Raw genomic sequence first — 12465 nt, 5'->3', positions numbered from 1 at the left:
AGAGGGCTGGGGTGAGGGGCCTCTCCGGGTGCCGCCGCATGCTTCCCTCACCCAACCCTCTCCCCGATGGGGAGAGGGCCTTTGTCCCGGACGTTCGCTGACCGGAAACCCCGCATGACCCTGTCCCGGATCGCCCCCTATCTGCAGGCCACGCCGCTGACGCTGATCCTGGCGGCGTTTCTGGTGCTGCCGATCGCCACCATCGTAATGGTGAGCTTCTGGGACTATGACTCGATCCAGATCTTCCCGGCTTTCGTCTTCACCAATTACGAGGAGACGATCACCTCGCCGGTGACCTGGAGCACCTATCTCAACACGCTGAAATACACGGTCATCGTCTGGGCGGTGACGCTCCTTGTCGGCTTCTGGGTCGCCTATTACCTCGCCTTCCACATCCGCTCGGCGACCATGCAGATGGTGCTGTTCCTCATCTGCACCATCCCATTCCTCACCTCGAACATCATCCGCATGATCTCGTGGATTCCGTTCCTCGGCCGCAACGGGCTGCTGAACCAGTCGCTGATGTCGATGGGCGTGATCGACCAGCCGCTGGAATTCCTGCTGTTCTCGGATTTCGCCGTCGTGCTGGCCATGGTGCATCTCTACACGCTGTTCATGGTCACCCCGATCTTCAACACGCTGATGCGCATCGACCGGGCGCTGATCGAGGCGGCGCGCGACGCCGGTGCCAGCGCCTTCCAGATACTCACCAATGTCATCATCCCGCTGGCCAAGCCCGGCATCGCCATCGGCTCGATCTTCGTGGTGACGCTGGTCATGGGCGACTTCATCACCGTGCGGTTCATGTCCGGCGGCCAGTCGGCCTCGGTGGGGCTGATGATGGCGAACCAGATCGCGCTGCTGCAATACCCGGCGGCGGCGGCGAATGCGGTGATCCTGCTGGTGCTCGTGCTGCTGCTGGTCGCTGCCATCCTGCGCATCGTCAACATCCGCAAGGAGCTGTGAGCGATGAACTCGGAAAAGCGCGGCCTTGGCTTCTACGTGCTCACCGCCTTCTTCATCCTGTTCGTGCTGTTCCTGTACGGGCCGCTCTCCACCATCTTCATCCTCTCCTTCCAGGGGCCGAATGGCGGGCTCACCTTCCCGATGAACGGGGTGTCGCTGCGCTGGTTCGAGAACCTGCTGTTCGAGCAGCAGGCGGTGGGCGATTTCGGCGGCGCCTTCGCGCGCTCGCTCCTTCTCGGCCTGATGACCATGTTGACCACGGTGGTGGTCTCGCTGCTGGCCGGCCTTGCCTTCCGCCGCCGTTTCCTCGGCAGCGGGCCGCTGTTCTACCTCACCATCGCCAGCCTGATCGTGCCCGCGATCCTCATTTCGCTCGGCATCGGCCTCGCCTTCAACGTGTTCGGGCTGGAGCCGGCCTGGTATTCCTCCGGCTTCGGCGCGCATCTCACTTGGACGCTGCCCTTCGGCCTCTTGATCATGTTCGCGGTATTCAACCGCTTCAACCCGGCCTATGAGGAAGCGGCGCGCGACCTCGGCGCCAGCCCGTGGCAGACCTTCGCCCATGTGGTGCTGCCGATCATCCTGCCGAGCCTCATCGGCGTCGGCCTGTTCGGCTTCACCCTTTCCTATGACGAATTCGCCCGAACGCTGATGACCTCCGGCAGCTTCAACACGTTGCCGCTGGAGATCTACGGCATGACCACCAATGTCACCACCCCGGTGCTCTACGCGCTGGGCACGGTGACCACGGTGTTCTCGCTGGCGGTGATTCTCCTCGCGCTGGCGACCATCGCCGTGCTGCGCAAGCGCCGCGCCCGCCGGCTGGCGGGGTGACGCAGGGGCTCACGCAATCTCGCGCGAGCGTGCGCGCAGGGCGGCCGAAGCGGTTTCCAGATGATGCGCCGATGCGGCAATGGCATCCATGCTGCGAGTGATCGTGCCCACGTTCTTCGCGGCTTCCTGCATGCTTAGCGACATGTCGCGCGCCACCGCCGACTGTTCCTCCACCGCGCCGGCAATGCCGGTCGAAATCGCATCGATGTCGCCGATGCGCTGGCCGATGGCGGCGAGCGCCTGCGCGGTCTGCCGCGTGCAGTCCTGAATGGCGGCGATCTGCGCCGTGATCTGGCCGGTGGCGTCCGCCGTCTGGCCGGCGAGCTCCTTCACCTCCGTCGCAACCACCGAGAAGCCGCGTCCGGCCTCGCCCGCCCGTGCCGCCTCGATGGTGGCGTTGAGGGCGAGCAGATTGGTCTGGCCGGCGATCTTGGTGATCAGATCGATGACAAGGCCGATGCGCTGGGCGGTGTCGGTGAGGGCGGTGACGACCTCATGCGCCCGTGTGTTCTCCGCCACGGCGCCGCGTGAATTTTCCAGCGCCACCGCGACCTGCCGGCTGATCTCGCTGATCGAGGCGGAGAGCTCTTCCGCGCCGGAGGCGACCGCGTTGATTCCGACGGAGGTCTGCTCGGTCGCCTGCGAGGCGGTCGCGGCCTGATGGCTGGCGTCGCTGATCTCGCGCGTGATGCGCTCGATGTCGGTGCCGATCAAGCTTTGCAACGCTTCACGATGCTGCCGCCGCACCACCTCGGCGGTGATGTTGGTGGCGAACTTCACCACCTTGGTCAGGGTTCCGCTGGCGTCGAACATCGGATTGTAGCTGGCCTGTATCCACACATCGCGCCCATCCTTGGCGATGCGGTGGAACTCGCCGGCCTGGAAGGTTCCCCGCCCCAGCTCGGCCCAGAAGCTACGATAGGCGGGTGTGTCGCGCTCTTGCGGCGGGACGAAGAGCGCGTGGTGCCGGCCCTTGATCTCGTCGAGCGTGTAGCCAAGCGCGTTCAGGAAGTTCGCGTTGGCGTCCAGCACATGGCCGTCGGGCGTAAAATAGATAAGGGCCTGCGAGGTGTTCGCGGCGCGAATGAGACTCTCATACTCGGCCTCGCGCGCCCTCTGCGCCGAAACATCGGAAGCGAACTTGATGACCTTGACCACTTTGCCGCGGACGACGATGGGATTGTAAGTCGCCTGGATGAAGACAGAACGGCCTTCTTTGGTCACGCGGTGGAATTCGGCCGATTTGAACACGCCACGGCGCAGATCGTCCCAGAACGCGGCATAGGCCTCGCTCGCGCGCTCGTCCGGACGAACGAACAGCGTGTGCGGCTTCCCCGCGATCTCCGCCAACTCATAGCCCATGAGCGTGAGAAAATTGGCATTGGCGGTGATGAGCCGTGCGTCCGGCGTGAATTCGACAACGGCGAGCGAGCGGTCGAGGGCTTCGAGGGTCGCAGGGGCATGGCGGTTCGACAGCAGGTGCATTCAGCGCTCTCCACATCGCCGCCCGCGTGCGGCGACTGCGTTTCGCTAGAAGGCGAGGCTTGCTTCAGGATTGCGCGCGGTGGCCCTCACGCGACTTTGCCTGTTCCTCCACGGGTGATTTGCTAGGATGTCGCTGCGGCTCCCAAGAGCCGCTCGCCGCGCCGAGAGGTGCGTGGCGTTGTGCTTTCGGGAGCTCTCAATGCGAAGCGTTTTCTTTCTCTCTGCCGCGCTGGTTCTCGGCATTGCCTCGGCGCAGGCGCAGGAAAACCCGCGCTCCACCACGATGAGCTGCGCGCAGGTGAACGCGCTGGTGCAGCAGCGCGGCCAGGTGGTGTTCGACACGGGTGGCGGCGATCTCAGCCGCGTCGTCTCCAATCCCAGTCTGTGCATGGCCTCCGACGGTGGTGCGCCGAGCTGGATCCCCTCGCAGGACCAGAGCCAGTGTCTTGCCGGCTATCGTTGCCAGGAGCGTTCGGGTCACGGCAACTGAGGCCGTGCCGCCGCCCGCGTTAGCGCGCGCGCCGTGTGAGCGCGCGCTGCACGTCGCCCAGTGCGAGGTCGACGGTGACGGCGAACAGGGCCACTAGCACCGTGCCCTGCAGCACATAGGCCGGGTTGCCGCCTGACAGGCCGTCAATGATCGGCGAGCCCAGCGTCAGCGCACCGACGGTCGAGCCGATAGTGGCCGTGCCGATGCCGATCGTCACCGAGGTGCGGATGCCGGCAAAGAGGATCGGCGCCGCCAGCGGCAGCTCGATCCGCCATAACCGGCCGGCGGGCGAGAAGCCGCTGCCATCGGCGGCCTCTAGCACCGGCGCCGGCACGCTGCGCAGCCCCGCCATCCCCGCCCCCATCACCGGTAGCACGCCATAGAGCACCAACGCGAAGGCGGTGGGCAGCGCGCCATAGCTGAGGCTCGGCACGGCAAGCGCCAGCACGGCGACTGGCGGAAATGTCTGGGCCAGCGCGCCGAGCCGGTCCAGCGTTCCCGCATAGGCGCGGCCCATCGGCCGGGTGGCGAACAGCGCGGCGGCGACACCGAGCGTGATGGCGACGAGGCTCGCCGCGCCGGTCAGAATTGCATGCGCGGCGACGAGTTCAGGGAAGCTGGCGCGGCTGTAGACGAGACGTGTGCCCGGCGGAAACAGAAAGCCGAGATGCGGCGCCAGCGCGTCCATGCCAAAGGTGAGGGCAAGGAACGCCGCTCCGACCCACAGCACCGGCCGGCGGGCGATCCACGCCGCCGCCCCCGTCGCGCGCCGGAGCTTCATGGCCGAACCAGATCGGCAAGGGTGAGCACGCCGGGCTGCCCATCGCTTGAGCGGCGGACCGGCAGCTGCGCGCGGCCTTCCGCCACCATGCGGGCCAGGGCCTCTTCCAGTGTCGCCTCGGCGGTGATCGGCGCGGCGTCTATCGGTGACGCCGAGGGGGTGAAAACGGCGCGGTCGCCGACGCACAGCGCTTTGAGCCGGTTCAGCCCCAGCAGCGGCCCGCCGAAGAAGCGCGCCACCGCCTCGCTCGCGGGGTGGGCCAGCACCTGTGCCGGGGTGCCCCTCTGCAACAGGCGTCCCTGGTGCAGCACGGCGAGCGTGCCGCCGAGGCGGATCGCTTCTTCTACATCATGGGTGACGAGCAGGATGGTGGTGCCGGTGCGTCGCTGTATGTCGCGGAGGCTGTCCTGGAGACCGCGCCGCGTCGGCGGGTCGACGGCGCCGAACGGCTCGTCCATCAGCAACACTTCGGGATCGCCGGCCAGTGCGCGGGCGACGCCGACGCGCTGCTGCTGGCCGCCGGACAGTTCGTCCGGGTAACGTTGGGCATGGTGCTCGGGTGGGAGGCCGACGAGGTCGAGCAGTTCGGCCACTCTTGCCCGGATCCGCGCCGCCGGCCAGCCGAGGAGCGTCGGCACGGTGGCGACGTTGCGCGCCACGGTCCAATGCGGGAAAAGTCCAACGGACTGAATGACATAACCCATGCGCCGGCGCAGCGCGACCGGGGGGAGGGTGGCGATGTCGGTGCCGTCGACGAGGATGCGCCCGGCATCCGCCTCCAGCAGCCGGTTGGCGAGGCGCAGCAGGGTCGACTTGCCGGAACCGGACGTGCCGACCAGCGCGCAGAGCGTGCCGCGCGGGACGTTGAGCGACACCTCATCCACGGCGGGCACCGCGCCGAAGCGCTTGGAAACGCTCTCGAATCGGATCATCGCTGCGGCCTCCGCACGAGGAAAAGTGCGACGCCGCGCAAAGCGGTATCGGCGATCAGCGCGAGGGCGATGGCCGAGAGCGCGCCCAGCAGCACGAGATCGGCCGCCGTCTGTCCAAGTCCTTGAAAAATAAACGTTCCTAACCCGCCGGCGCCGATCAGCGCCGCCAGCACGGCGAGGCCGATGAGCTGCACCAAAGTGAGGCGCAGCGTCTGCAGCAGCGTCGGCAAGGCAAGCGGAATCAACGTGTTACGCACGATCTGCGCCGGCGTCATGCCCATGCCGCGCGCGGCCTCCACCACATCCGGCGGGACGCTGGAGAGCCCGGCATGGACGCCGCGCGCGACCGGGAGCAGGCCGTAGAGCCCCAGCGCGAGGATGGCCGGGGTCGCCCCGATGCCGGAAATGCCGAGCTGGCGCAGGCCCGGCACCAGTTCGATGAGGAGGACGATGGGACCGATGAGGAGGGCGAAGAGTGCGAGCGAGGGGATGGTCTGCACGATGTTGAGCACGGCGAACACCGGCGCGGCGCGACCCGGCCGGCGATAGGCCATCAGCCCGATTGCCCCGCCGGCGAGGAGGGCGAGTGCCAGCCCCGCCCCGGTGAGCTGGAGATGGCGCACCACCTCGTCGAGATAGGCCTGCTGGCGCACCGCATATTCGCGCGCAAGCGAGAGTGGGGCGAGGGTGCCGCTGGCGAGCAGCGCGGCGATTCCGGCCAGCGTGGCGAGCGGCGGCGCGGCCTTGCCGGCACGGCCCGGCGCCCGCTCGGCGCTGTCGGCGAGCAGCAGCAGCCCCGCCGTGAACACGACCCAGAAGCCGGTGCCGAGCGACACGCGGGTGAGCGGCCCGGCGGCGACGGCCTGTTCCCCCGCCGCCTGCCCCGCCAGCGCCAGCGCCGCCAGCATCAGCGCGCCGGCGCACAGGCCGAGCAGGGCCGGCTGGGCGGGAAGGGTGGGGCGCAGCGCCAGCGCGGCGATCCCCGCGAGCAACATCAGCACGGCAAGGCTCGGGCCCATCCCCACAGCGTCCCACAGCGGCAGCGGGGCTCCCGACAGCAGCCGGTTGGGCGCCACCACGACGAAGCCGCACGCGAGCAGCGCCACCAGCGCGACGGCGGCGAGCAGCAGGGGCAGGGCCTCGACCCCGGCCGCCGGGCGCGACAGGGACGCCGGCACGCGGCCGGCGAGGCGTCTCACCCGAGCAGCCCCTGCGCCTTCAGATAGGCTTCGGCGACGGCGCGGGCGTCACGGCCTTCGAGCTGCACCTGCGCGTTCAGCTGCTGCAGCGTCGGCAGGGTGAGGCCGGCAAAGGCCGGCGCGAGCTTGGCGGCGATCTCCGGATGGGCGTCGAGCACGCCTTTGCGGATCACCGGCGCCGGCTGATACACCGGCTGCACCTGCTTGGTGTCGGCCATCACCTTGAGATCGAGCGCGGCGATGGCGCCGTCCGTGCCATAGACCATGGCGGCATTGACGCCGGAGGTGCCTTCCGCCGCCGCCTTGATGGTGGCGGCGGTGTCGCCGCCCGAGAGCACCAGCAGTTGGTCGCCCGACAGCTTGAAGCCATAAGCCTGCTGGAAGGCGGGCAGCGCCGCCGCGCTTTCCACGAATTCAGCCGAGGCGGCGAGCTTCACCTTGCCGTCCCTGGTCCAGCGGGCGAAATCGTCCAGCGTCGCCAGTTTTTCGCGCGCCGCGACATCGCCGCGCACGGCGATGCCCCAGGTGTTGTCCGCCGGCGCCGGGGCGAGCCAGACAAGGCCGTTGGCGGCGTCGAGATCGCGGGCCTTCTCATAGGCGGCGGTGGCGTTCTTCCACAGCGGGTCGTCCGCCATGGCGAAGAAGAAGCCGGCATTGCCGGTATATTCGGGATAGAGGTCGATCTCCCCCGCCAGCAGCGCGGTGCGCACGATCTTGGTGGGGCCGAGCTGAAGCCGCCGGGTCACCGGAATGCCGGCATGTTCCAGCACCAGCGCGATGATGTTGCCGAGCACCGCGCCTTCCGTGTCGATCTTGGACGCGACCACGACCGGCGCGGCGGCGCGGGCGGCGGTGCCCTCCAGGAGTGACGCCGCCGCGAAAGTCGCCAGAAGGCCGCGCCGGCTGATGGATGTGACCATGAAATCCCCCGCTGTGACTGGTGTCGAGATGCTGCCGACAAAAGCCGGCGCGGGCACGATAGTTCCACCCCTGCGGCGAGGGCCGCGCTGCAAAGCGCTCAGCTCTTCATCTTCTGCAGCGCCTGCGCGCAGCCCACCGACATTTCCTTGGTATGCGCCTTGAGGCACTTCATCACCCGGCCGCCACCCGGCTGCACGGTCGGGCACAGGCGCTTGATGTCCGCCTGGCAGTATTTGGCGAGATCGTTCTGCGGCGCCTGCGCCTGCGCGGCGGTGCCGGCGGCAAGGGCGATGAGCAGCGACGTGGCGAGACTAATGGCGCGCATGGGGGGCTCCCTTCCCTGGTTTGATCGTCTTGCGCGATCGGCTTGAGTGTAGAGCGGAAGCGCGCCGCATTGAATGGCGAAATTGGCGGCATCGCGCGCCCGCGCGGGCCGCCCGGCACTGCGGAAGGAAACACTTGGCCGGCTGAGGCGTTCTCCCCCGACCCCGTGCGCCGCGCCGTGCACTCTCCCGCCCTTCCGGATCGTTTCCATGACCGACGCGCCCGCCCGCCTTCGCCTCGGCTACCACGCCTCGCATGAGCAGTTCGCGCCGAGCGATCTTCTCGGCTGCGTCCGCGCCGCCGAACAGGCGGGTTTCGACGCCGCCATGTGCTCGGACCATTTCGCCCCGTGGAGCGCGCGCCAGCCGCATTCCGGCTTTGCCTGGAGCTGGCTCGGCGCCGCGCTGGCCACCACCTCGCTCTCCTTCGGCGTGGTGACGACGCCAATCGGCCGCCGCTACCACCCCGCGCTCACCGCCCAGGCGGCGGCGACGCTGGCAGAGATGTTTCCCGAGCGGTTCTGGATGGCGCTCGGCTCCGGCGAGGCGTTGAACGAGCGCGTGACCGGCCAGCGCTGGCCGGCCAAGGCGGAGCGGGACGCGCGGCTGCGCGAGTCGGTGGAGATCATGCGCGCCTTGTTCGCCGGCGAAACGGTGAGCCGGCGCGGCGGGCTGATCGATGTGGAGGAGGCCCGGCTCTATACGCGGCCGAAGGTGCCGCCGGCCTTCATCGCCGCCGCGCTGACGCCGGAAACCGCGCGCCGCGCGGGGGCGTGGGCGGATGGGCTCGTTACCATCAACCAGCCGGTGGAGCGGCTGCGGGCGATCCTCGACGCCTTCCGCGAGGGCGGCGGCGCGGGGAGCCGGCTGGTGCTGCAGGTGCATGTCTCCTACGCGCCGACGCAGGCAGAGGCGCGCGCCAACGCCCATGACCAGTGGCGCTTCAACACGCTGTCGTCCTCGGTCGCGGCGGAACTGAAACTGCCGGAACAGTTCGACGCCGCCACTCGTCTGGTGCGGCCGGAGGACCTCGACGAGAGCATCCTCATTTCCGACGATCCCGGCTGGCACGCGGCGCGGCTGGCGGAATTCGCCGAACTCGGCTTCCACGACATCTACCTTCACAATGTCGGGCTAAACCAGTCGGCGTTCATCGAGACGTTCGGCGCCCGCGTGCTGCCGCAGGTGCGGCGCGGGGCCTGACCAAATCTGACCAAGCCCAAGGGAGGCGCGGATGGCGCAGACACGCTGGTGGCAGCGGGGAATTTTCTATCAGGTCTATCCCCGCTCGTTTCAGGACAGCAATGCCGACGGCATTGGCGACCTCGACGGCATCCGCGCCCGGCTCGACCATCTCGTCACGCTCGGCGTGGACGCGGTGTGGATCTCGCCCATCTTCCCCTCGCCCATGGCCGATTTCGGCTATGACGTGGCCGATTATTGCGGCATCGACCCGATGTTCGGCGATCTCGACGCCTTCGACCGGCTGGTGGCGGAGGTGCATGGGCGCGGGCTGAAGATCGTGCTCGACTTCGTGCCCAACCACACTTCCGACCAGCACCCCTGGTTCGCCGAGAGCCGGGCCGCGCGCGACAACCCCAAGCGCGACTGGTACATCTGGCGCGACCCCGCGCCCGATGGCGGGCCGCCGAACAACTGGATGAGCAATTTCGGCGGGCCGGCCTGGAGCCTGGATGCGGCCACCGGCCAATATTACTACCACGCCTTCCTCAAGGAGCAGCCGGACCTGAACTGGCGCAACCCGGCCGTGCGGGCGGCGATGCACGACGTGCTGCGCTTCTGGATGGCGCGCGGGGTCGACGGCTTCCGCGTCGACGTGATCTGGCACCTGATGAAGGACGCGGAATTCCGCGACAACCCGCCCAACCCGGAATACGCGCCCGGCGACGGCGACATTCGCCGCTTCCTGCAGACGCGCTCCACCGACCAGCCGGATGTCCACGACATCATCGCCGAGCTGCGCGCGGTGATCGACGAATATGAGGACCGGGTGCTGATCGGCGAGATCTACCTGCCGATCGACCGGCTGGTGGCCTATTACGGCGAGAACCTTGAAGGCGCACATCTGCCGTTCAACTTCCAGCTCATCCATGCCAGCTGGACGGCCCCGCAGCTCGCGGCGCTGATCGCCGAATATGACGCGGCGGTGCCGGAAGGCGGCTGGCCGAACTGGGTGCTGGGCAATCACGACCAGCCGCGCATTGCTTCCCGCATCGGCGCGGCGCGCACACGGGTGGCGGCGATGCTGCTGCTCACCCTGCGCGGCACGCCGACCCTGTATTATGGCGACGAGATCGGCATGGAGAATGTGCCGATCCCGACGCAGGAGGCGCAGGACCCCTGGGAGAAGAACGAGCCGGGCCTCGGCCTCGGCCGCGACCCCGAGCGCACGCCGATGCAGTGGGACGCCTCGCCCCATGCCGGCTTCACCAATGGCCGCCCCTGGCTGCCGCTGGCGGCGGACTTCGCCACCCGCAATGTCGCGGTGCAGATGCAGCAGCCCACCTCGCTGCTGAACCTCTACCGCGACCTCATCGCGCTGCGCCGCGCCCATCCGGTGCTGCACGCCGGCACCTATCGCAAGATCACCGCGCTGGGCGATGTGCTGGTGTTCCTGCGCGAGAGCGCGGCGGAATGCGTGCTGGTGGCGCTCAACCTCGCCGGCAATGCGCAGGAGGACATTCCGCTGCCGCCCGGCACGCTTGGGCAGGTGCTGCTCTCCACCGAGCCGGGCCGGGCGGAGCGGGTGGAGGGCCACCTTTCGCTCCGGCCCTATGAGGGCGTCATCGTCGCGCTCGACGCGCGGGGCTAAAGCTCCGTGCGCCGGTAGGCATAGTCGAGCCCGCCCATGCGGAACCAGCGATAGCCGTAGGGCTCCAGCGTCAGCTCGTAGCGGCCCTTGGCGTCGCCCTGGGAGTGATCCTCGGACAGCAAGTTGACGAGCCGGTTCGGCTCGCCTTCCGGCGCCGGCAGGGTAAAGCGGACGCTCACCCCCTCGGGGTGGAAATTGTGCAGGAACACGGCGACGTTGTTGCGCCACTCATAGCGCAGGCACAGCACGGCGTCGTGGCCGACATCCACCACCCCGAACGCGCCCCAGCCGATTTCCTGCGTCTCCTGCCGGGTGCGGATCATCCGCTCCATCCAGTTGAGGAAGGAGTCCGGGTCGCGCCGCTGGTCGGCGACATTGACCTGTTCCCAGCCATAGGCGCCCTCGGAAATGACCGGCAGATAGGTCTTTTCCGCCGAGCTGAAGCCGCCCTGCTTCTCGTTCGACCATTGCATGGGCGTGCGGGCGCAGTAGCGTTCGGGCAGGCTGAGGTCGTCGCCCATGCCGATCTCGTCGCCATAGCGCAGCACCGGCGTGCCGGGCAGCGAGAGCATGAGGCTGTAGGCCAGCTCCATCATCCGGCGGTCGCCCTTGAGCATCGGGGCGAGCCTGCGGCGGATGCCGCGGTCATAGAGCTGCATCGATTTGTCCGGCCCGAAGGCGGCGAACACCTGTTCGCGCTGCGCCTTGGTCAGCCGGCCGAGGTCGAGCTCGTCATGATTGCGCAGGAACAGGCCCCATTGCGCCGTCGCATAGTCCGGCCGCGTGGCGTTGAGCGCCTTGACCAGCGGCTTCATGTCGGCGCTGGCGAGCGCGTAGAACAGCGACTGGTTGACCTGGAAATTGAACATCATGTGCATGCGGTCGCCGTCCTCGCCGAAGTACTTCTTGTCGTCTTCGGGGAGGATGTTGGCTTCGGCGAGAATGATGGCGTCGCCGCGCCGCCACTGCAGGAATTCGCGGAAGGTGCGCAGCATGTTGAAATGCTCGACCGGCGTGCCGCCGACCTCCGCCCCCTTCTCCGCGATCACGAACGGCACCGCGTCCATGCGGAAGCCGGAGACGCCGAGCTGCAGCCAGAAGCCCATGATGCGCAGGATTTCCGCCTGCACGTCGGGATTGGCGGTGTTGAGGTCGGGCTGGAAATCGTAGAAGCGGTGGAAATAATATTCCTTAGCCACCTTGTCATAGGTCCAGGTGGTCTTCTGCACGCCGGGGAAGACCATGCCTTCATTGGCGTTTTTCGGCTTCTTCTTCGACCACACATACCAGTCGCGATAGGGCGAGTTCGGGTCCGAGCGGGCGGATTTGAACCAGGGGTGCTGGTTCGAGGTGTGGTTGACCACGAGGTCGATCAGCACCCGCATGCCGCGCTGCTTGGCGGCGTGGGTGAACTCGACGAAATCGCCCAGCGTGCCGTAGCGCGGATCGACTCCGTAGTAATCGGCGACATCATAGCCGTCGTCGCCGCCGGGCGAGACCTGGAACGGCATCAGCCAGATGGCGGTGACGCCCAGCCCGTGGAGATAATCCAGCCGCCGCATCAGGCCGCGGAAATCGCCGACGCCGTCGCCGTTCGAATCCATGAAGCCTTCGACGGAGAGGCAATAGACGATGGCGTTCTTGTACCAGAGGTCGGTGATCACGCGCGGCGCTCCCGGTGAGAAATCCCGGGGCGCAACG

The 12465-nt window shown here is 68.0% G+C and carries 12 protein-coding genes; 5 read left to right on the top strand and 7 right to left on the bottom strand.

The window, feature by feature from the left end; genetic code table 11:
- Positions 1-114: 114 nt before the first annotated feature.
- Together K9D25_RS02385 and K9D25_RS02380 are read left to right on the top strand one after the other, a co-directional pair.
- The gene (locus tag K9D25_RS02385; RefSeq protein WP_244378893.1) at positions 115-966 is read left to right on the top strand and encodes an ABC transporter permease; all 852 of its coding nucleotides are present in this window, start codon (positions 115-117) and stop codon (positions 964-966) included.
- A gap of 3 nt (positions 967-969) precedes the next feature.
- A complete protein-coding gene (locus K9D25_RS02380) occupies positions 970-1800 on the top strand; it encodes an ABC transporter permease (RefSeq protein WP_244378891.1) in 831 nt (276 codons plus the stop codon).
- 9 nt (positions 1801-1809) lie between these two features.
- Here the strand turns inward: K9D25_RS02380 and K9D25_RS02375 are convergent, their stop codons facing one another.
- Positions 1810-3285: a methyl-accepting chemotaxis protein gene (locus tag K9D25_RS02375; protein WP_244378889.1), complete on the bottom strand. Its 1476-nt coding sequence runs from the start codon at positions 3283-3285 to the stop codon at positions 1810-1812.
- 199 nt (positions 3286-3484) lie between these two features.
- Between K9D25_RS02375 and K9D25_RS02370 the strand changes: the two genes are divergently transcribed.
- Positions 3485-3775 (top strand): hypothetical protein, encoded by a 291-nt coding sequence (locus tag K9D25_RS02370; RefSeq protein WP_244378887.1) that lies wholly within the window; start codon positions 3485-3487, stop codon positions 3773-3775.
- Positions 3776-3794: 19 nt separating this feature from the next.
- Here the strand turns inward: K9D25_RS02370 and K9D25_RS02365 are convergent, their stop codons facing one another.
- The 5 genes from K9D25_RS02365 to K9D25_RS02345 all read right to left on the bottom strand — a co-directional run bounded on the left by K9D25_RS02365 (position 3795) and on the right by K9D25_RS02345 (position 7933).
- Entirely contained in the window at positions 3795-4556 is a 762-nt protein-coding gene (locus tag K9D25_RS02365; RefSeq protein ID WP_244378886.1) for an ABC transporter permease, read from the bottom strand.
- On the bottom strand, positions 4553-5488 hold the full coding sequence (locus tag K9D25_RS02360) for an ABC transporter ATP-binding protein (protein WP_244378884.1): 936 nt from the start codon (positions 5486-5488) through the stop codon (positions 4553-4555). The genes K9D25_RS02365 and K9D25_RS02360 overlap by 4 nt, the downstream gene beginning before the upstream one ends.
- Complete coding sequence (locus K9D25_RS02355) at positions 5485-6687, bottom strand: ABC transporter permease (RefSeq protein WP_244378882.1); 1203 nt, start codon at positions 6685-6687, stop codon at positions 5485-5487. Before K9D25_RS02355 ends, K9D25_RS02360 begins: the two co-directional genes overlap by 4 nt.
- Complete coding sequence (gene osmF / locus K9D25_RS02350) at positions 6684-7607, bottom strand: glycine betaine ABC transporter substrate-binding protein OsmF (RefSeq protein WP_244378880.1); 924 nt, start codon at positions 7605-7607, stop codon at positions 6684-6686. The genes K9D25_RS02355 and osmF overlap by 4 nt, the downstream gene beginning before the upstream one ends.
- A 98-nt stretch (positions 7608-7705) precedes the next feature.
- Positions 7706-7933, bottom strand: coding sequence for a cysteine rich repeat-containing protein (locus K9D25_RS02345; protein WP_244378878.1), 228 nt, complete (start codon positions 7931-7933; stop codon positions 7706-7708).
- 208 nt (positions 7934-8141) lie between these two features.
- Here K9D25_RS02345 and K9D25_RS02340 point away from each other — a divergent pair, with 208 nt between their 5' ends.
- Positions 8142-9134 (top strand): TIGR03885 family FMN-dependent LLM class oxidoreductase, encoded by a 993-nt coding sequence (locus tag K9D25_RS02340; RefSeq protein ID WP_244378875.1) that lies wholly within the window; start codon positions 8142-8144, stop codon positions 9132-9134.
- 31 nt (positions 9135-9165) lie between these two features.
- The gene (locus K9D25_RS02335) at positions 9166-10764 is read left to right on the top strand and encodes an alpha-amylase family glycosyl hydrolase (RefSeq protein WP_244378873.1); all 1599 of its coding nucleotides are present in this window, start codon (positions 9166-9168) and stop codon (positions 10762-10764) included.
- Here K9D25_RS02335 and K9D25_RS02330 read toward each other — a convergent pair.
- A complete protein-coding gene (locus tag K9D25_RS02330; protein WP_244378869.1) occupies positions 10761-12428 on the bottom strand; it encodes an alpha-amylase family protein in 1668 nt (555 codons plus the stop codon). The genes K9D25_RS02335 and K9D25_RS02330 overlap by 4 nt on opposite strands.
- Positions 12429-12465 lie beyond the last annotated feature (37 nt).

This window comes from Ancylobacter polymorphus (genome assembly GCF_022836935.1).
In the GTDB taxonomy this organism is placed as follows: Bacteria; Pseudomonadota; Alphaproteobacteria; order Rhizobiales; family Xanthobacteraceae; genus Ancylobacter; species Ancylobacter polymorphus_A.
This window is presented reverse-complemented; position numbering and strand designations above follow the sequence as displayed.